At 42.0% G+C, this 18,141-nt stretch carries 20 protein-coding genes; 13 read left to right on the forward strand and 7 right to left on the reverse strand.

Features of this window, described 5'->3' with window-relative positions; translation table 11 throughout:
* Position 1: 1 nt before the first annotated feature.
* A complete protein-coding gene (locus L1D46_RS06265) occupies positions 2–1,945 on the reverse strand; it encodes an AsmA family protein (RefSeq protein WP_239977096.1) in 1,944 nt (647 codons plus the stop codon).
* A gap of 225 nt (positions 1,946–2,170) precedes the next feature.
* On the opposite strand from L1D46_RS06265, the gene L1D46_RS06270 reads away from it, so the two are divergent.
* From L1D46_RS06270 to L1D46_RS06285, 4 genes are all read left to right on the forward strand, one after another.
* A complete protein-coding gene (locus L1D46_RS06270) occupies positions 2,171–2,590 on the forward strand; it encodes a hypothetical protein (protein WP_130049943.1) in 420 nt (139 codons plus the stop codon).
* Positions 2,591–2,598: 8 nt separating this feature from the next.
* On the forward strand, positions 2,599–2,799 hold the full coding sequence (locus tag L1D46_RS06275; RefSeq protein ID WP_130049944.1) for a helix-turn-helix transcriptional regulator: 201 nt from the start codon (positions 2,599–2,601) through the stop codon (positions 2,797–2,799).
* A 145-nt stretch (positions 2,800–2,944) separates the two neighbouring features.
* On the forward strand, positions 2,945–4,111 hold the full coding sequence (locus L1D46_RS06280; protein WP_130049945.1) for a hypothetical protein: 1,167 nt from the start codon (positions 2,945–2,947) through the stop codon (positions 4,109–4,111).
* Between the two features lie 287 nt (positions 4,112–4,398).
* Positions 4,399–5,076: a TorF family putative porin gene (locus L1D46_RS06285; protein WP_239977097.1), complete on the forward strand. Its 678-nt coding sequence runs from the start codon at positions 4,399–4,401 to the stop codon at positions 5,074–5,076.
* Positions 5,077–5,139: 63 nt separating this feature from the next.
* Here the strand turns inward: L1D46_RS06285 and L1D46_RS06290 are convergent, their stop codons facing one another.
* Positions 5,140–6,036 (reverse strand): aldo/keto reductase, encoded by an 897-nt coding sequence (locus tag L1D46_RS06290; protein ID WP_239977098.1) that lies wholly within the window; start codon positions 6,034–6,036, stop codon positions 5,140–5,142.
* Between the two features lie 167 nt (positions 6,037–6,203).
* Here L1D46_RS06290 and L1D46_RS06295 point away from each other — a divergent pair, with 167 nt between their 5' ends.
* The 4 genes from L1D46_RS06295 to L1D46_RS06310 are packed head-to-tail and all read left to right on the forward strand — an operon-like array spanning position 6,204 to position 10,067.
* Positions 6,204–6,914 (forward strand): YIP1 family protein, encoded by a 711-nt coding sequence (locus L1D46_RS06295; RefSeq protein WP_058586182.1) that lies wholly within the window; start codon positions 6,204–6,206, stop codon positions 6,912–6,914.
* Between the two features lie 48 nt (positions 6,915–6,962).
* Positions 6,963–8,129: an efflux RND transporter periplasmic adaptor subunit gene (locus L1D46_RS06300; protein WP_239977099.1), complete on the forward strand. Its 1,167-nt coding sequence runs from the start codon at positions 6,963–6,965 to the stop codon at positions 8,127–8,129.
* Positions 8,129–8,836: an ABC transporter ATP-binding protein gene (locus tag L1D46_RS06305; protein ID WP_063702351.1), complete on the forward strand. Its 708-nt coding sequence runs from the start codon at positions 8,129–8,131 to the stop codon at positions 8,834–8,836. The genes L1D46_RS06300 and L1D46_RS06305 overlap by 1 nt, the downstream gene beginning before the upstream one ends.
* Complete coding sequence (locus tag L1D46_RS06310; protein ID WP_130049949.1) at positions 8,829–10,067, forward strand: ABC transporter permease; 1,239 nt, start codon at positions 8,829–8,831, stop codon at positions 10,065–10,067. Before L1D46_RS06305 ends, L1D46_RS06310 begins: the two co-directional genes overlap by 8 nt.
* On the opposite strand, the gene L1D46_RS06315 is transcribed toward L1D46_RS06310, so the two are convergent.
* Positions 10,068–10,391 carry a hypothetical protein gene (locus tag L1D46_RS06315; protein WP_130049950.1) on the reverse strand — a complete coding sequence of 108 codons (324 nt, stop codon included), beginning with the start codon at positions 10,389–10,391 and terminating at the stop codon, positions 10,068–10,070.
* Entirely contained in the window at positions 10,388–10,702 is a 315-nt protein-coding gene (locus L1D46_RS06320) for a Bor family protein (protein WP_054554401.1), read from the reverse strand. Before L1D46_RS06320 ends, L1D46_RS06315 begins: the two co-directional genes overlap by 4 nt.
* A gap of 174 nt (positions 10,703–10,876) precedes the next feature.
* On the opposite strand from L1D46_RS06320, the gene L1D46_RS06325 reads away from it, so the two are divergent.
* From L1D46_RS06325 to L1D46_RS06335, 3 genes are read left to right on the forward strand one after another with little or no spacing between them, the layout of a single operon-like run.
* Complete coding sequence (locus L1D46_RS06325) at positions 10,877–11,731, forward strand: endonuclease/exonuclease/phosphatase family protein (protein WP_167659172.1); 855 nt, start codon at positions 10,877–10,879, stop codon at positions 11,729–11,731.
* Positions 11,732–11,739: 8 nt separating this feature from the next.
* Complete coding sequence (locus L1D46_RS06330; protein WP_130049953.1) at positions 11,740–12,102, forward strand: DUF5329 domain-containing protein; 363 nt, start codon at positions 11,740–11,742, stop codon at positions 12,100–12,102.
* 28 nt (positions 12,103–12,130) lie between these two features.
* Positions 12,131–12,808 carry a nitroreductase family protein gene (locus L1D46_RS06335; protein ID WP_130049954.1) on the forward strand — a complete coding sequence of 226 codons (678 nt, stop codon included), beginning with the start codon at positions 12,131–12,133 and terminating at the stop codon, positions 12,806–12,808.
* On the opposite strand, the gene L1D46_RS06340 is transcribed toward L1D46_RS06335, so the two are convergent.
* The 3 genes from L1D46_RS06340 to L1D46_RS06350 are packed head-to-tail and all read right to left on the reverse strand — an operon-like array spanning position 12,801 to position 17,448.
* Positions 12,801–13,862, reverse strand: a complete 1,062-nt coding sequence (locus tag L1D46_RS06340) for an efflux RND transporter periplasmic adaptor subunit (protein WP_239977100.1) — start codon at positions 13,860–13,862, stop codon at positions 12,801–12,803. The two genes, L1D46_RS06335 and L1D46_RS06340, sit on opposite strands and share 8 nt — an antisense overlap.
* Entirely contained in the window at positions 13,852–17,139 is a 3,288-nt protein-coding gene (locus tag L1D46_RS06345) for an efflux RND transporter permease subunit (protein ID WP_239977102.1), read from the reverse strand. The genes L1D46_RS06340 and L1D46_RS06345 overlap by 11 nt, the downstream gene beginning before the upstream one ends.
* A gap of 3 nt (positions 17,140–17,142) precedes the next feature.
* Positions 17,143–17,448 (reverse strand): metalloregulator ArsR/SmtB family transcription factor, encoded by a 306-nt coding sequence (locus L1D46_RS06350; protein WP_130049957.1) that lies wholly within the window; start codon positions 17,446–17,448, stop codon positions 17,143–17,145.
* A 132-nt stretch (positions 17,449–17,580) separates the two neighbouring features.
* Between L1D46_RS06350 and L1D46_RS06355 the strand changes: the two genes are divergently transcribed.
* Together L1D46_RS06355 and L1D46_RS06360 are read left to right on the forward strand one after the other, a co-directional pair.
* On the forward strand, positions 17,581–17,769 hold the full coding sequence (locus L1D46_RS06355; RefSeq protein WP_054562832.1) for a DUF2892 domain-containing protein: 189 nt from the start codon (positions 17,581–17,583) through the stop codon (positions 17,767–17,769).
* A gap of 1 nt (position 17,770) precedes the next feature.
* Complete coding sequence (locus L1D46_RS06360; RefSeq protein ID WP_130049958.1) at positions 17,771–18,115, forward strand: rhodanese-like domain-containing protein; 345 nt, start codon at positions 17,771–17,773, stop codon at positions 18,113–18,115.
* Positions 18,116–18,141 lie beyond the last annotated feature (26 nt).

Raw genomic sequence — 18,141 nt, forward strand, 5'->3', positions numbered from 1 at the left:
ATTAATTTCCAAATAGACCTTTTAATTTGTCTTTTATTTTATCTTTTGCTTTTTCTTTCACTTCTTCTTTAGCAGCCTCACTCACATCTAAGCTATAACCTACATCATGGAATGGGCCTTTTATACGCAGAGGAATTTTAAACCCAGTGCTGTCATCTGTCGTACCCTGCCCTTCGATTGAATCAACAATCCCCGTCACTAAACGGTAGTCTACAGTGGTCATTGGTAAATCAATCTTACCTGAGCCGGTAATACGAATAAGCGGACTTAATAGAGATAAGTCTGTATTTTCACCAATACCATTTGTGAATACAAAACTACCTTTAAGTGCTGAGAAGTCTGTCTGTTGTGAGTTATCAAAGCCAGTATTCAGGCCTTCTGATACCGCACTTAAGTTACCTTTTATAAGCTCTTTAGCTTTACGAACCATCTCTGCAATGTTGGCTCCTTTCACTGCACCATCTGCAAACTCAAAGCCCACCTTGCCGTTAAGGGCATTAATAAAGCTTTTTTGACTTTGACCTGTGGTCGTTAGATCCCAGTTTAAAGAGCCTTTACCCATTAACTTATCGAAACCGGCCGCATCAGTAAGTAATGGCTGTGCATCGATTTTATCTAAAGAAAAGTTAGTGCTAATTTTATAAGGTGTTTGCTTAGCGTTAACGGTGATTACACCTTTGCCATTACCTTCGTATGCAACAAACTTATCTAAGCTGATGTTAGCTACTGCATTTTTAAGGTTCACTGTTAACTGGTTTTCGCCAAGTGTAATATCATTTGCTTTTAAACCACTTGAACGCACAACAACATTTGCATCAAGTGCATTTAGGCCACTCATATCAATTGTTGTATCATCCCAAACAATTGGCTGCGCTGGCGCATCTGAGGCCGGTTCTGCTTGCTCTTCTTTAGCTACCCCCTCAGGTAAGTAAGGGTTTAGATCAAGCATGCCTAAATCAATATCGGCATTTACAACTAAACGGTCGCCAAGCTTAATATCGCTTTTACCTTTAATTTGTAGCTCATCTAGGGTGGCAAGTAGCTCAGCCAGTTTAAACTGCTCACCTTTTAAATGCATTGAACCTTTTACATTAAACGCATTGAAAGCATTCTCTTTAGCATTAAGCTCAACACCCTGCCAATTCGCAATGTTTTTAACTGAGTCACCACTAACAGATAGAAGCCCTTGCACATCATTACCCATTTCTGCAATTGCCCCTTTGAAATTCAAATCGATCAAGCGTGAATCAACCTCAGTGCTGACATTAAAGGTTTCGCCCTCAATCGCTTTTACGGGTGTATCTAGCGTTACATCCAAATCAAAACGCTCACCCATATAGGTAATACCGCCTTTTAACTCAAGGGTTTTACGAAGAGAAGGTAATAAAATGGCTAACTCTAAATCACTTATCTGTTGTTTTGCCCCAGTTTTACCGTCTAGATAAGTAAAGGTACCACCATAAATTGCCACTTCGCCAAGCTCAATATCAAAGTTATCAGGTAAGTTAACGGCACCAGAACTCTTTTGCTGCTCAGTCTGTGGTTGCTCTGCAACCGCATCAAATAGCTGCCAGTTTGCTTTACCATTTTTATCGGTTTCTAACAAAATCGTTGGTTCGTTAATAACAAATTTATCTAGCTTAAACTCACCGCCAAATAACGACATCCAAGGAATACGGATAGCAAGTTGCTGCATACTTGCCATATTTTTTTGCGAACCAGTTTGCATATTGGCAAAGTTTACATCATTCAGTTCTAGCTTTAATGATGGAAATACCGACAGCTTTTTATCGCCATTAATAGTCAGACTACGACCTGTGGTTTGTTCTACTTGCTCCGATACTTTATTAAATATCGCGTCTGTAGGAATGAGGAATGGTGCTGCGACTACTAATGCAATTAGTAATAAGAAAATGACACCAACAACTTTCAGTAAGGTTTTCATAATCATCCTTAAAAATGGGCAAACAATGTTCATATCATAGCGGGAGTTAGGCGCAAATGCATTGCCCAACCCACAAAAAGGTTTGTAAACAAGCTTAGGTTTAAGAACATGAATCAGCGCTGAAATATTTTGATACCTTTAGGTTACAAATAAATCTTGACCGAATGATACCCTAGGGTTACATTGATACCTAGAGGTTACATTTAAATCAAAAAGGAAAAGATTATGTCTAAGCAAGATATACAAACGGAAGAAAAGTTTATGAGCCATAACGCATGGTTTTCAATATTCATGGGAATTACGTTATTAATCATTAGTGTTTACCCAATGCTTAAGCAGACATCAGCACCTTTACTGTTTATCGGCGCTGCCGCTTTTTTAGGTTCATTTTTTATGTTTGTGATTAGAGGTGGGTTTACATGGAAACTTGGGTATCGCCTTATGTATACCGATGAATTTTTAAAGACAATTGATACCATCGCTTATAAACATGTGGTTCTTGGATTACTTTTTAGCATGGGGGTTATTTTTTTATTGTCTGATGACCTTGCTTTAAATGTATCTCATAGCATGATGGCCACATTTTACCTCGCTCAAATGTGTTTAGTATACGGCGTATCAATTCTTTGGCAGAGTAGAGACTAGGTATAATAGTGGAAAATAATATCGCTAAATTCCGTAAAGAGAAGGGTTTATCGCAGCAAGAACTCGCTGATGCCATTGCAGTATCACGTAAAACCATTAGCACAGTTGAAACAGGCCGCTTTATACCTTCGGTTATTATCGCGTTAAAAATTGCAACCCACTTTGAACTTACCGTTGAGCAATTATTTACACTTGATGATAATGATTAATTAATCAAGTCAATCGCAATCTTGCTCTATCAGTAAGATTGCATCATTTCATTACTTCGGTATGATGCACGACCCTGTTGTTTTTGCACCCTGTGTACTAAAATCAAACAACCTAATTTGGTCAAAACTGGAGTATCGATTAAGCATGAAGAAACTGCTTATTTCACCGTCAAAAATGGCGCTTGGCGAGCAAGAAAGTCAAATTTATCAAAACATCCTCAAGCAGGCCTCTGATATCAGCTTAAACCTAATGGCAGTTAAAGTAGAAAACCACCCTGAAGACTTTTTAGGCTGGTGCTATGAGCTATTAAGTGCAAGCCGCGATCGCATTAACTACGATCTATTAGAAGATAAGCAATTACCGACACTTAAGAAACTTCATGACTTATTAATTTCTGCCATCAGCTTTTTGCAATTAAAAACCTTAAGAGTTGCACCATGGCCAGTTATCGCAGGCTTCATCGAACAGCATAAAGAGCTTGTGGCACTTGATGAGCAACTACGTTTAGCTAATTACATTGCAGCGATTAAATCACAATCATTAAAAGAGATGATCCCTGAAGACCGTTTAGCGTTTTCAGGTAAACACAGTGCGTCGCTTGATCCAAGCAGCTATAACTTCGATGTTGAATGGTTTGCTTCTACGAAGAACGCAAAAGGCTTTCACCAAATGTTGAGTGATTTGCCTGGTGCATTCGATGAAGCCTTAGCGCACATTCCACTTGAAGGCGAAATAACCCAAGAGCATTATCAACACTTTATGGTTGCATACTTGATGGCATTTAATGGTAGCGATGAAAAGCCAACGCTTGCTCCTGCAACTCGCTTACTTGCGATGCGCCGACCTGATGTGTTTACACCAATCGTAAATAGTAAACTTGATGCCCTTTGTGGGGCACTAGGTATTACCAAATTAAATAACCGTGATTTTGAGCGCTACTGGCAAGATATTGTAGAAGCAATCCATAATATGCCTTGGTTCAAAATGGCTAGCGCCGCAAATGAACTTGAGCAATCTTTAGTTGAAATTAAAGCCCTATTACCTAGCTTCTTTTATTATGCAGATAAAAGTACCGCCGATAACTCAAACTATATTAAGTTGTTAAACAAACCTAAGAGTACCACGAGCTCAGCAGGTAAAAAGACCGTACGCCGTGGCAAAGAATCAGCTGAGATACTGGTAGACCGTGCATTAGCAAGTGATGATATCCCTGAACATATCAAAGCAAAGCGCGATTCAATCATCAGTGAAGTTGAAAAAGGCCGAAGTGTTGAAGAGACTATTAGTCTGATGCGAGCGATTTTCGGCTAAGTCACTCTCAAATAAGAGAAACCCGGGTGCTTCGCAATTGTGCAACCGGGTTATTTTTTGCACCACACAAGTGCGCATGAACAATTCAAATATCCACTATTTTTTCAATTAAGCCATCTTAGAAGTCTGTTTTTAAAGCATTTAAGCATAAAATAGCCCATTCAAAATGAACTTGGCACAACCAGTGCAACATCGTATCCAGACAACACATAATAAATGTCCTCGAATAATAACCAGACTGCAATCTGAAATGGGACAAAATCAACATAACAACAGGATACAGAAACATGCTAAAACTAAAAAAAACGGTCGCAGCAAGCGCTCTTGCGCTATTAACTTTGAGCTCGACATATAGTTATGCAGAAGTCACAGCAAACGCTGCGGCAACGTCAAATTACTTATGGCGTGGTCAAGAGCAAACTGGCGGTGATGCTGCAATCCAAGGTGGTATCGACTACGCAAGTGAATCTGGCTTTTATGCGGGTACTTGGGTATCGAATGCTAGCTGGGCTGACGACATGACGTACGAGCTAGACCTTTATGCTGGTTTTGGCGGTGAAATCAATGAAACCTTTAGCTACGATGTTGGCTACATTTATTATGCATACCCAGATGCAGCATCTTACACAGATGCAGATTTCTCAGAAATCTACGGTAGCATTAGCATGGGTAGCTTCACCTTTGGTGCAGCAGTACTAGCAACATCAGCAGCTAGCGGTGACGGTACAGACTTTGGTGATTCACTTTATTTAAATGCTGACTACGGCTTCCCAGTTGGCAGTAGCGGTGCAGAAATGGCCCTTCATTTAGGTCATTACTCAGGGGATTTCATTGGTGATGATGACATCATCGACTACGGCGTTTCAGTGTCGAAAGACGGCTTTACTTTCGGTCTTTCAGACAATGACATCGATGGTTCAGATGTAAAAGTGTACGTCGCTTACGCGGTTGACTTCACTTTATAAAGAATGTGTTACTTGCTGCAACACGAAGGGCCGTAAGGCCCTTTTCTCGTTTAGGGCTATTCGTTAAGGCACACTATGACCAGTTGAGCCTTGCCAAATGCGATACCATTGTTCACGGCTCATAGAGAGCTGCTTAGCTTCAACCGCTGATTTAACACGTTCAATGTTACCCGTACCAAGTACCACAGACGGTGCACTCGGGTGCATTAACAACCAAGCATAAACAACTTGATCAATTGCTGTGGCGCCAATTTCAGCACCAACCTGCTCTAACACGGCACGTAAACGTACCGCTTTTTCATCATCACTTGAGAATAAACGCCCCCCTGCCAATGGTGACCAAAGCATAGGTTTGATATCGAGCAATTGGCATTGATCTAAGCTGCCATCATCAAGGGCTTTCATTTCGTAAGGTGAAAACTCAATTTGATTAGTTACAAGCTCAAAGTCTAAACGCGACTGTAACAAGCTAAGTTGTGATGGCGTAAAGTTAGATACACCAAAGTCAATCACATCACCATTTGCTTTTAGGGTATTAAATGCTTGTGCCATTTCATCGGCATTCATCAAGTAATCAGGGCGATGAATAAGTAATACATCTAAACGATCAGTGTTGAAGTTTTTTAGTGACTGCTGTGCTGAGGCAATAATATGCGCGGCACTTGAATCATAGTGGTTTGCTTTGCCTTGTAATCCTAGGCTTGCAAACGCAGGCTTAATACCACATTTAGTGATGATTTTGATTTCATCACGAATACTTGGTTTTAGTTTAAGTGCTTTACCAAATTCAGCTTCACAACCGTATTCACCGTAGATGTCAGCATGATCGGTATGTGAAACTCCCATATCGATTGCATTTTCTAAAAAACTTAAGCATTGCTGGGGCGTTACCTGCCAATCTAACAAGCGCCAGAATCCTAATACCAACTCATCAATACAACGACCATTGCTATTCACCATAACGACCTACTTTTCCTAATAAGTTCGATTCAAATTAATCCTTTAACCATATCACAGATTTACTAATCACAGCTGTTAACATACAGTTACAAAACAAATTGCTAATTTGTTACTAAACAGGATATTTTAGTACCTAAAAACAAATGTTATAAAACAAGGAATAAAAAATGAAATCATCAAATGTAATGACCGCATTGGTTGATATTTTTATCAGCCCGAGTAAAGCCTTTAATGGTTTAAAAGAAGCAAAAGGTTGGTCTTTTGTTGCCTTTATTTTACTTGCCGGCATTCTCGCCGCCAGCATGTTTGCTTTTTATAATAAAGCTGACCCGCAATTTTTAATCGATCAACAAGTGGCAGCCGCCAGTGTTGATGCCACTATTGCTGAGCAAAAAATGATTCGCCAAAGCATGGAGCAAACCATAGATATGCAGGTTTGGTTTGCCATCTTTGGTGGCATCATTGGTTTGGCTGTTATTAATGCTCTGATGGCAGGCTACTACTTATTTGTATCTAAGCAAGACCCAGAAGCTAACTATGGTTATGGTGCGTGGTATGGCTTTGGTGTGTGGACCATGATGCCAATGATTATATCAAGCCTCGGTTTGCTCATTTTAGTATTAACTGCAAGTACCGACCAAATTTCACAGACGTTATTTAACTATGCTTCGATTAACCAACTTTTAATTGGCTTAGAAATTGGCCATCCATTCTACACCTTATTGGAGAGCCTAAATATCTTTTCTATTTGGGGCATTTTCATCGCAGCTATAGGTTTGAAGAGCTGGACTAATTTCACTTTCAATAAGGCGCTACTTTTTGCAGCCCTGCCAAGTATTGTTATTTACGGTATTTGGACTGTAATCGCTCTCGTTTAATTCTGCTTTGAGCGGCGATATGCCGCTCTTAACTACCAAGGAAGTAACATGAAAAAAGCCATTATTATTGGCCTCGCTGTTACAGCATTTGTCGCTTTACTAGTATCAAAACAAGTCACAGGCAATAAAGATGCACCAGAAATGCATATTGCAGAAGTTGCACAAGGCAATATTGCCGATTCAATTTTAGCCTCTGGCAACCTAGTCTTTAACACCCAAGTGCAGCTGCGCTCTGAAGTGACTGGCCGCGTAGCGAAAGTGTTTGTCGAAGAAGGAGAAAGTGTCACTGAGGGCGATATTCTTATGCGTCTAGATACTACAGCGTTTGAATCTGAAGTTGCACGCAACAAAGCCGTGCTTCGCGCTACTGAAATTGATATTAAGCACAGCGAAACCCGACTGAAAAATATCGAACGCCAGCTAAGCCGCCAAAAAGAGCTTTATGAAGTTGGCCTCGCTGGCCAAGAAGTGTATGAAAACCTACAAAATGCCCGCGATTTAGCGAAAATAGATATTGAAGCAAAACGTGAAGCTTACAACCAAGCCCAAGCGTCATTACTCATTGCTGAAGACCGTTTAAATAAAAGTGTATTTCGCGCACCAATGAGTGGGCTACTTGCATCGGTAAATATTAAAGAAGGTGAAACCGTAATTGCCGGAACAACCAACATTATTGGCTCAGATCTGATGCTAGTAGCAGATCCAAGCGCTATTTTAGCCGAACTTCGCGTGGACGAAACCGATATTGCTGGTATAAAACTAGACCAACATGCAGATATATATGCCGCCGCTTACCCAAACCAACCTTTTACTGGCAAAGTAATAAACATTGGTACTTCAGCAAAAAACCAAGCCGGTTCACAAGGGTTATCATTTAAAGTCAAAGTACTACTTGATGCCACTGACCGCCAACTATATGCCGGTATGAGTTGCCGTGCTGAAATTGCGACAAGTATTGCCGAAAATGGCTTAAAACTCCCCATTGAAGCAATTCAAAAAGAGGATGATAGCTACTTTGTTTGGAAGCTTAACGCAGATAATACAGTAACTAAAACAACTGTAACGGTAGGCATTTCTTCAGATATCGAACAAGCACTAACCAGCGGTGTTGCAAAGGGAGATCGTATTGTTATCGGCCCAGCTAGACCTCTCAGCTCACTAAAAGAGGGTGATACGGTAGCCGTTAAAAACAGCCCTGAAAAAGGTGCTAGCTAATGTCGGCGGTGATAAAACTTAGTAATATCAATAAGCAATATAAAATGGGCGAACAAGTTTTCAAAGCCCTTGATGATATCAATATTGAAATTGCTCAAAATGAGTATGTTGCCATTATTGGCCCTTCGGGTTCAGGTAAATCAACACTAATGAACTTGCTTGGCTGTTTAGATACCCCTACAAGTGGTGACTACTATTTAAAAGATAAGCTGGTAAAGCGAATGACCGAAACTGAGCTTGCTCATCAGCGTAATGAAAGTGTTGGCTTTATTTTTCAAAGTTTCAATTTGTTACCGCGAGCATCAGCTCTTGAAAATGTTATGCAGCCACTTGTGTATCGATTTATCTCTGCCAAAGAGCGAAAGCAGCAAGCGCTCGAATCATTACAGCGGGTTGGTCTTGGCGATAAGGTAAATCACCTTTCGAGCCAGCTTTCTGGTGGGCAACGTCAACGTGTCGCGATTGCTCGTGCACTTGTTACTAAACCACATATTTTACTTGGTGATGAGCCTACAGGTAACTTAGATAGTAAAACCACCACTGAGATCATGGCACTGTTTGATGAGCTTCATAACGAAGGGCACACCATTATTTTGGTTACTCACGAACAAGATATTGCTGATCACTGCCAGCGTGTTATTCGTTTAGTTGATGGCAAGGTTGTCAGTGATACCCGTAAAGGCGAAGGAGCAAGGCAACATGTTTAAATCTGCTATCGCTGTTATGGAAGGCACTAAAGCCGCACTCATGGCAATTAAAGCAAACGCGATGCGTAGTGCCCTTACCTGCTTAGGTATTATCATTGGTGTTGCAGCGGTTGTGACCGTAGTGGCAGTAATGCAAGGATTTACCAAGCAAATTAATGATCAGCTGGCTGATATGTCTCCTGATGTGACCAATATAAAACCTTACACTAGCGTAGAAAAAGAAATGGTAGGCCAACAAGCAAAGCTAACCTACAGCGACTTTTTAACCCTAAAAGCACGCGTTAAAGAAGCCGAAACCTTTACTGCGCTGATGTTTACTTGGCGCTTTTCTGGTGCAGCAGAGTACGGCAATAAAAGTCATGCTTCACGCGTGATGGGTACCGAGCAAGACTACCAAAAAGCTTACCGCACCTACCCAGAACTCGGCCGATTTATTCGCGCAGAAGATGATGAAAAACGCCGTCGAGTGGCGTTTATCGGCCCTTCAATTATCGAAAAGCTCAACTTGCCTGAAAACCCTGTAGGTGAATATATCAAACTCGGTGGTGAGTGGTTTCGCATTATTGGTGTTGCTGAAAAACAAGGTAGCTTATTAGGTTTTGACCAAGACGATTACATTAATATTCCAATAAGTACCATGAGTGCGCTAGAAGGCGGCAGTGTTGATACTAATGTGCAAATGATGTTTCGTTTAAAAGACGATGCTAACGAAACGCAAGTACTGGGTAAAATTCGCCGTATCTTACGTCAATTACATAAACTAAAAGACGGCGAAGATGACGACTTTGAGTTTGAAACCGCCGAAAAAGCCCGTGCTAATATCGATAAATTTACCGGAAGTGCAACCGCAATTACCGCGGGGATAGTCGGTATCAGTCTGGTGGTTGGGGGTATCGGTGTGATGAATATCATGCTGGTTTCGGTAACAGAACGCACTCGTGTGATCGGCACTTTAAAAGCATTAGGGGCAACACCTGGCTTTATTATGCTGCAATTTTTAGTTGAAGCGGTGGTGCTATCGCTTTTTGGTGGCTTAATTGGTTTAGCGATAGGGTATGGTGCCGCGGCACTGATTTCGTTATCAGTGCCGAGCATGCCAGATGCCTACATACCGGGTTGGGCGATTATGCTGTCATTTGGCTTTACGTCATTGATTGGTATTGTGTTTGGCTTAGCGCCCGCTATTAAAGCGGCACGCTTAAACCCAATTGATGCACTGCGTTATGAATAACTAGTCTGGCTTATAAGGTACTTGAGCACAGCTTATTTCAACTGTTTTCGGGTACCAAATAGGCCCAACTTGGTTTACTGCAATTTCAGCAAGACCATTGGTGAACGACTTATAAGTGTGAACGGTTTGCCACTCAGAGTCAGGGCATTGTTCAGATAAGTCGACAGGCTTTGAACCTTCGTAAAGCGCCGCGGCAAAGTTATGATGCCACTGCTCTGTTGCAGGCGCTTTATTGCCTTGCGCTGCACTGCCATTATCGAAGTAGATATTTGTGCAACCACTTAAGGTTGCAACTAACACCGCTGTTATTAGTAAGCTTTTCATAGTTGTTGCTCCTGTGCTTGTTGCTCACACCATACTTTTACTGTGTGAGGAGCATAAATTCCGAGTGTAACTAGTCCTAATGCGCCATCAGCGAATGTTTGTTGCGATTGCATTTGGGCAACTTTTTTATCTTGGCAAATAGCCTTTACATCAACGCGCTCTTCACCAACGAGGCCCCACAAAAAGAATGGACGGCTATCTTGGTAATCGGCTTTAGTGGCTAATTTATTGGTTGTTTTTTCTGGCACTATGGTGACTGATGAACACGCTGTCACCGATAAGGCAAGCAGCATACAGGCCATTTGTTTCATGAGTAGTTCCTTTGTCTGAGTTGTTAAGCTCAGTAAGTATAAGAATATGAGTACTCATTTTGGGTAAGAAAGCGTATAGAAATTGTAGGAAATACTACAGTTTCTAACATTTAGCCTTTGAACTAAACTGGGCTAACAACGACTAACTCTCAAGGAAAGTAACTAAAGGTCATTATGACGGCATATCTGCGTATATTTTTATTACTTGTGTGTTTGAGCGCGCTGTCTTGGTATAGCTTTTCAAGCGATCCTAGCTCTGATGAGCAGCAAGGTATAACCAAAACTGCCGTGAACCTTGTTAATTGCCAACAGCAGTTAGCACAAAGTCGCATGCAAACTTACGCAGCGCATTACATTTTGCCCTATCAGTTCAAGTTATTGAGTTGGAATATCTACAAAGCACAAATAGATGGCTTACTCACAGATTTACAAAACCTAAATGACGATGCTGATATTGTGTTACTTCAAGAAGCTATCGAAGAACCAGCTCTTACAAAGCTCAAACCATATTGGCGTTTTGCTAAAGGCTATAAGAGTGGCAGTGTGCAATCTGGAGTTATGACACTCAGCCGTTGGCCCGCCACTGTGCATTGCACACTCACTCACAAAGAGCCTTGGCTACGTAGCCCAAAAGCCACCAATATTGTGGAGTATGCGCTGCCTGAACAACAGTTATTACTGAGTATTAACCTGCATGCCATTAACTTTACGGTTGGTGTAAGTGACTTTAAACAACAGCTAGACGATGCCGCCGCCATTATGCGAACGCATAAAGGACCTATCGTATTTGCCGGTGATCTCAATACCTGGAGTGATGAGCGCCAAGCCTTATTGCAGCAAACGTTGACCCAACTAGGCCTACACGAGGCTATCTATTTAGATGATAAACGCACCAAAACATTTGGATTAGCACTTGACCAAATATGGGTGCGAGGTGTCAAAATAGAAACAACTATAGTGCCTGAGCTTGCAAGCTCAGATCATAATCCAATAATTGCAACCTTAACCATAGAGCAAAAAGAACAGTGAAAATAACAATGAAAAGATATTGGTTTATCGCATTAATGTTCTTGAGTATTAGTCAATTCTGTATTGCAGCCACTCCAGAGCAAGAAATTAATCACTTAATTGATTTTGTCGCTAAAAGCGATGCCGTATTTATACGCAATGACACAGAACACTCAAGCCAAGATGCTGCCGAGCACCTCGCTATGAAATATCGAAAAGCGACCCGCTATGCAAATACCGCCGACAAGTTTATCGAAAACCTAGCGAGCAAAAGCTCTTGGAGCGGTAAGCCCTATAAAGTAAGACTCAGCAATGGATCGTTACTCAATGCAAAAGATTGGTTGAGCAATGAATTAGAAGAGTACCGTCGAAACCAACATATTCATAATTAAATCATCAACACACAAGAAGCGAAAAGCCATGCAAGAACACAATAATCAACCACTCAACGACTTTATTGAATACCCTCATGACGAAATGCTTAAACGCGCCGAAGAGTTTTTAGCCGTTAGTCAGCGTCGCCATAGTATTCGCAGCTTTAGCGACCGCCCTGTGCCAAAAGAAATAATCGAAACTTGTATTAAAGCGGCAGGCACTGCACCAAGTGGTGCCAATCATCAACCTTGGCACTTTGTGGCAATACACAGTAGCGATGTTAAGAAACAAATTCGTGAAGCAGCCGAAAAGCTAGAGCGCTCATTTTATGAAGGCCGAGCTGGTGAAGAATGGTTAGATGCTTTAAAACCACTTGGCACAGATGCCAGTAAACCCTACCTTGAGCATGCACCTTGGCTAATTGCCGTGTTTAGTCAAAAGAAAGGCGGTATTTCTGCCGATGACAAAAATACCAATTACTATGTTCATGAATCTGTTGGCCTAGCAACCGGCTTTTTAATTCAAGCACTACACAGAGCAGGCCTTGCTACCCTCACGCATACACCAAAGCCAATGAGCTTTTTAACCGAAATTTGTGGCCGCGATAAAGATAATGAGCGCCCTTACATGCTGCTCATTGCAGGCTACCCAGGCACAGATGCAACTATCCCTGAGCATGCCTTAGTGAAAAAGTCGCTGGACGAAATAGCGACCTTTATTTAGTTTTAAAATCAACAGCTAGCACATCACCTGGGTTTAAACCTGAAACGATGTGCTGCTGCCCATCAACCATTTCGCCAAGGCGTACATATCGACGCACTATCAGATTATTTTCAAGTAAATAGACCATACTCAATTGGCCATATTGATGCACCCAACTTGAGTCAATCAACACCCCTTTTTCAGTGGCGAGCGGTAATTGTAACTGCGCATAAAGCCCAGGCATTAGCCCAGTTTGCACATCTGTTTCTAAACGGATTTCCATACTGCGCGCAGCACTATCAGCAACGGGCACTATTTCTGTCACAGTGGCAGGCATTGACGTTGATAAAGCGGGTAATTTGACTGTCAGAGCTTGGCCAACATTCAATTTAATTGCTTGTTGTTCTCTGACATTAAACGCTAATTGCAATTGCTGTGGGTTATACAGTGCGAGTAATGGCGTACCAGGGGTTGCGGTATCGCCAGGTTCTGCAAAACGCTCAACCACAACACCTGAAATCGGCGCTTTAATTTGCGTAAAACTCAACGCGACTTGTGCTTGTGTTTGCTGTTGTTTAGCAATCGCTAGGTTCGCAGTTAAATTATCGAACCTTGCTTTAGCATCGTCGTATTCACTAACAGATACCAAGCCTTGTTTGTACAAATCGTTGATACGTTTAAGCTGTTTCTCTGCTTGAGTCAGCGATGCATTAATTGCGTTTATTTGTGCTTCGCTTTGTGCAAGCCCAGCTTTAAAGTCATCTTGCTGCAAGGTGATCAATACATCACCTTGTTTTACAGTATCGCCAGCGCGGACATTCAAACGCTCAACTTGTGCCATAACTCGCGATGAGATTTGCGTATTTTGTTTTGCAATCACGGTTCCTGGCACAACTTCATCACGAGCGATATCTGCCAGTGTCACTGTCACTAACTGACCATTGTAATCGTTTGCCGATGGGTTTTTCATACCTGCAGCTTGCTTATCAGAAAAACTGCCCGCCATGTAAAGTACCGCCACAATGATCACAAATAACGCGATAATTGAACCAATAAGTTTTGATTTACCCTGCATGAGCTTGTTCCTCTATGGCTGCATCCTTTGCAAACACTAAATAATAAACCAGGGGCACAACAAATAATGAGAACAATGTTGATGCCACAATACCAAAAATAATTGCAATCGCTAGACCGCTAAATACCGGGTCTAGGGTGATCACTAAGTTACCTAATAAGGTAGTTCCTGCAGTCAGTAACACTGGACGCATACGCACTGTACCTGCGGCAATTAAAGCTTGTTTAATTGCCATACCTTGGCTACGAGCTTGATTTATAAATTCAACCAAAATAAGTGAGTTACGGACCACAATACCGGCAAGTGCGATCATGCCTATCATGGCTGTTGCAGTGAATAACACCGGCTCTGGAGCACCAGCAATGGTGCGCTCTCCAAATTGATTTAATAACCAAAAGCCCGGCATGATACCTATCACGGTTAATGGAATAGCCGACATGATGATCAGTGACAAACTGGCAGAATTTGTTTGAATTCGTAAGATGATGAAAATTGCAGTTAGCGCAAACGCAAAGGCAATGCCCATATCTCTAAATACATCAATGGTAATTCGCCATTCACCTTCTCCACTAAAGGTTACATCAGTGCCAGCAGGTAATTGCCAAGCTTGACTACCACCATTATTGAAAAAGTGCCTACTTTGCCAATCAGTTTGGCTAAATTCGTCAGCGCTGATACCTAAGTCGGCATTTACGTCAGCAATAATCTCAGCGGGTGTACGACCGTTTAGCTCAGCCATTACATACACAACATTACGCTGATCTTTACGCATAATTGGTTTAGCAACATCTTGATACTGAAACTCGCCTAATTCAGATAATGCCACCAGCGGACGCGGTGCACTTTGCAGCCCAAATTCATCACTGGTTTTTGCGAGTTCTCTGTCACCGCGAACCTGCAATGCGAGCAATTGAGCAAATTGATTTCGGTCTTGATACGGCAGTTGCAGTTTAATATCAACAGGGTCTGTTTCGCCGCTAACATATAACACCCCAACATTTTGCCCATGCGAGGCAATGGCTAAGGTCTGGGCAATATCTTGCGTAGACACCGCCGACAATGACGCTTTACTTTTATCGGTAACAAAACGTTGTAAGGGTGCATTGGCAGCAATACTGGTATCAACCTCAACCACATGCGGCTCTTGCTTTAACCTTGCCGCAACTGCAAGAGCTGCTTGATAGTGAGTGTCTGTATCAACAAATGGCTCACTGTAAACTTCAGCCACTAAGGTACTTAAAACAGGCGGGCCTGGTGGTACTTCAACCACTTTAATAACAATGCCATCGGTTGCCAGTGGTGCTAATGCTGCACGCAAGCGCATGACCACAGCATGAGATTGATGATCACGCTCAGTTTTATCTAGCAGTAATACTCTTAGCTCAGCAAGATTGGCGGCTTCGCGTCGATAATAACCACGTACCATACCATTAAAGTCCATACTCGATGGCTGGCCAACGTAGGCTGCCACCTCGCTTACCTCATTTAATTTCCAAGTGACAGTTTGTACTTTTCGCGTGAAAGCTGCGGTTTGCTCAAGGCTCGTGCCCTCTGGCATATCGATTAAAACTTGCAACTCGTTTTTATTATCGAACGGTAGCAACTTTAAAGGCACAACACGCATGACGGGTAGCATGGCACTGGCGACAAACAGGCCTAATGTGGTCCATAGAACGAGTTTTGCACGGCCTTTAGACTCAAGTAATGGCGATAAGATGCGCTCATACAAACTATGCGGATTGGCTTCTAGTTGCATACTGTCATCAACGGGCGCTTTCAGCAGTTTCATGGCCAACCAAGGCGTTACAAAAAATGCCACAATGGTAGAAACCATCACACTGACTGGCACATTAAATGCCATAGGTGCCATATAAGGGCCCATCATGCCAGTAATAAACGCAAGCGGGATAAATGCCACCATAATAGTCAATGTTGACATAAACAACGCCACGCGTATTTCGCTCATAGCATCAACTATGCGTTGTTTTTTATCACCTTTTTGCGTTAAAAAACGACTTATGTTATCTATGCCTGTGATGGGATCATCAACCAATAAACCTAGAGAAAGTATTAATGCAAACAGCGTGACTCGGTTAATCGTATAACCAAAGGCAAAATCAAGTGTCAGGGTTATGCCGTAACAAATAGGCACAGCTAAACCAACCACAATTGCTGGTCGCCAGCCTAAAAATACGCCAACAAAAATAACCACGGTAAACACCGCAAATACTAAACTCGAGGTAAGATTATTTACTTTTTCGTTCGCTGTTTGGCCATAGTCTCGCAGTACGGTGTAGCCCACTTCATCTGGCAGCAAATTAGCCGATAAGCTGTCCATCATGCTGTGTACTTCATTGGCTACAGCTACCGCATTAGTGCCAGCTTGCTTAGCGACACTAATGGTAACTAAAGGAAGTTGTTGCTGGTTATCTGATTGAGCCAACCATTGATAGCTTTGTGCTTCGCTTGGACCATCACTCACCTCGGCCACATCACTTAGGTAAACACTCTTACCGTTAACCACGTTGACAACAAGGCGTTCTATCGCAGATTGAGAACGTAAAACATCACCCACTTGTAAGGCAATTTGCTGCTTACCTTCAACAACACTGCCCACATTAACTAATTGGTTAGATACGCTAAGCGCATAATACACATCGGTTAGGGTTGTTTGATGTGCAGCAAGCGCGCTTGCATCAAGGTTAATCGTTAATTGACGAGTTCTACCAGCAATCACTTTCACTTCGCTGGTGTTTTCGATGCGCTGTAAACTGTTAGCGATTTCGTTGGCAAAGCGGGTTAGTTGGTAATCATCGTAAAGTTTTGGATCTTTACTAAATAAGCCCAGCATCACAATGGGTACATCGTTCACTTCAACCGGGCGTATTTGCCATGAACTGATCACTGACGCCATCGTGTGTTGATAGCTATAGAGTTTAGCGTAAGTGTCGAGGATGGCTTGCTCACGGTCGTGACCAACTTCAAAGCGAAGAGTAACAACAGCAGCATTACTTTGTGTAGTCGAGTAAATATGCTCAACGCCCGTTAACTGCGCCAATAACTTCTCCAATGGTTCAGTTACCAGCCTGGCTACTTCTGGCGCTTCAACGTTTGGCGCTGCCACATATATATCAAGCATAGGAACCACAATTTGCGGCTCTTCTTCACGAGGGGTTTGCTTTAATGCCATTAAGCCAAGCAGCACCGACATAATAAAAATAATGACGGGGAGGCGACCGCTCAAGCTGTTTTTTACTGCATTATCGATAGCATTCATTGCTTAATTACCTTTGCAAAATAAGCCATGTAGGGTCGCTAAGATCGATACCACGTTTTTATCAACCACGCGATAATAGATAGTTTGGCTTTCACGTCGAGTCGAGACTATCTGCGCTTTTCTCAGCGCCGCTAAGTGTTGCGATAATGCTGACTGTGCCAACGGCACAGCTTCGTTTAATTCGCTCACGCTCATTTCACCATCTTGCAGCGAACATAAGATCATCAAGCGATTTTTATTCGCCAATATCTTTAGCATTTGCTCTGCTTGTTCCACATTGTCGGCCATAGCCGCAAAATCGATGTTCATAATCACACTACTCTATATTCTTAAATACCGCTAAAGTATAGATTGATATATTAGAAAAGTCTAATATTAGAATTTACTAATGTAGGTTTTTCTAATATATTAAATGCATCACTCTGTTATTGAGGTCTTATTATGAAACTAAATGACGCGCTTCGCCTAATTGCTGGTGTAATGATCTGTATTTCATTGTTGCTACAACAGTTTCACAGTCCGTTGTGGATTTGGTTTACGGTATTTATTGCTCTAAACTTAATTCAATCGGCATTCACTAAGTGGTGCCCAATGATCACTATTTTACGCAAACTTGGCATGGAGGATTAGTATGCTGACACCAATTCCTGACTTAATGAAAATTATTGCCCCAAACCAGCGCCGCATTAACGCTGACCAAGCAAAACAAGAATTAAGCGAAAATCACGGTTTATTAATAGACGTACGTGAGCCGGCTGAACACGCCACAAAAGCAGCGACAGGTGCTATTAATATCCCGCGCGGTGTACTTGAAATGAAATTAATGGAAATTGAAAAAGATCCTGCAAGGCCAATTTACTTACACTGTGCAAGTAGTGCCCGTGCCACACTTAGTGCCGAAGCACTTACTCGTGTTGGCTACGAAAATGTCACTGTAATCACCTGTAATGCAGAACAAATTTGCCAAGTGTTTTAGCTTCATAGAATAGTAACACTGGTCGG

This window comes from Pseudoalteromonas sp. Isolate3 (assembly GCF_022398505.1).
In the GTDB taxonomy this organism is placed as follows: Bacteria; Pseudomonadota; Gammaproteobacteria; order Enterobacterales; family Alteromonadaceae; genus Pseudoalteromonas; species Pseudoalteromonas apostichopi.

Bases quoted from the DNA above. Each gene is read 5' to 3' on its own strand.
- L1D46_RS06265 (WP_239977096.1), bottom strand. From the start codon at position 1,945: ATGAAAACCTTACTGAAAGTTGTTGGTGTCATTTTCTTATTACTAATT.
- L1D46_RS06270 (WP_130049943.1), top strand. From the start codon at position 2,171: ATGTCTAAGCAAGATATACAAACGGAAGAAAAGTTTATGAGCCATAAC.
- L1D46_RS06280 (WP_130049945.1), top strand. From the start codon at position 2,945: ATGAAGAAACTGCTTATTTCACCGTCAAAAATGGCGCTTGGCGAGCAA.
- L1D46_RS06285 (WP_239977097.1), top strand. From the start codon at position 4,399: ATGCTAAAACTAAAAAAAACGGTCGCAGCAAGCGCTCTTGCGCTATTA.
- L1D46_RS06290 (WP_239977098.1), bottom strand. From the start codon at position 6,036: ATGGTGAATAGCAATGGTCGTTGTATTGATGAGTTGGTATTAGGATTC.
- L1D46_RS06295 (WP_058586182.1), top strand. From the start codon at position 6,204: ATGAAATCATCAAATGTAATGACCGCATTGGTTGATATTTTTATCAGC.
- L1D46_RS06300 (WP_239977099.1), top strand. From the start codon at position 6,963: ATGAAAAAAGCCATTATTATTGGCCTCGCTGTTACAGCATTTGTCGCT.
- L1D46_RS06305 (WP_063702351.1), top strand. From the start codon at position 8,129: ATGTCGGCGGTGATAAAACTTAGTAATATCAATAAGCAATATAAAATG.
- L1D46_RS06310 (WP_130049949.1), top strand. From the start codon at position 8,829: ATGTTTAAATCTGCTATCGCTGTTATGGAAGGCACTAAAGCCGCACTC.
- L1D46_RS06315 (WP_130049950.1), bottom strand. From the start codon at position 10,391: ATGAAAAGCTTACTAATAACAGCGGTGTTAGTTGCAACCTTAAGTGGT.
- L1D46_RS06320 (WP_054554401.1), bottom strand. From the start codon at position 10,702: ATGAAACAAATGGCCTGTATGCTGCTTGCCTTATCGGTGACAGCGTGT.
- L1D46_RS06325 (WP_167659172.1), top strand. From the start codon at position 10,877: ATGACGGCATATCTGCGTATATTTTTATTACTTGTGTGTTTGAGCGCG.
- L1D46_RS06330 (WP_130049953.1), top strand. From the start codon at position 11,740: ATGAAAAGATATTGGTTTATCGCATTAATGTTCTTGAGTATTAGTCAA.
- L1D46_RS06335 (WP_130049954.1), top strand. From the start codon at position 12,131: ATGCAAGAACACAATAATCAACCACTCAACGACTTTATTGAATACCCT.
- L1D46_RS06340 (WP_239977100.1), bottom strand. From the start codon at position 13,862: ATGCAGGGTAAATCAAAACTTATTGGTTCAATTATCGCGTTATTTGTG.
- L1D46_RS06345 (WP_239977102.1), bottom strand. From the start codon at position 17,139: ATGAATGCTATCGATAATGCAGTAAAAAACAGCTTGAGCGGTCGCCTC.
- L1D46_RS06350 (WP_130049957.1), bottom strand. From the start codon at position 17,448: ATGAACATCGATTTTGCGGCTATGGCCGACAATGTGGAACAAGCAGAG.
- L1D46_RS06355 (WP_054562832.1), top strand. From the start codon at position 17,581: ATGAAACTAAATGACGCGCTTCGCCTAATTGCTGGTGTAATGATCTGT.
- L1D46_RS06360 (WP_130049958.1), top strand. From the start codon at position 17,771: ATGCTGACACCAATTCCTGACTTAATGAAAATTATTGCCCCAAACCAG.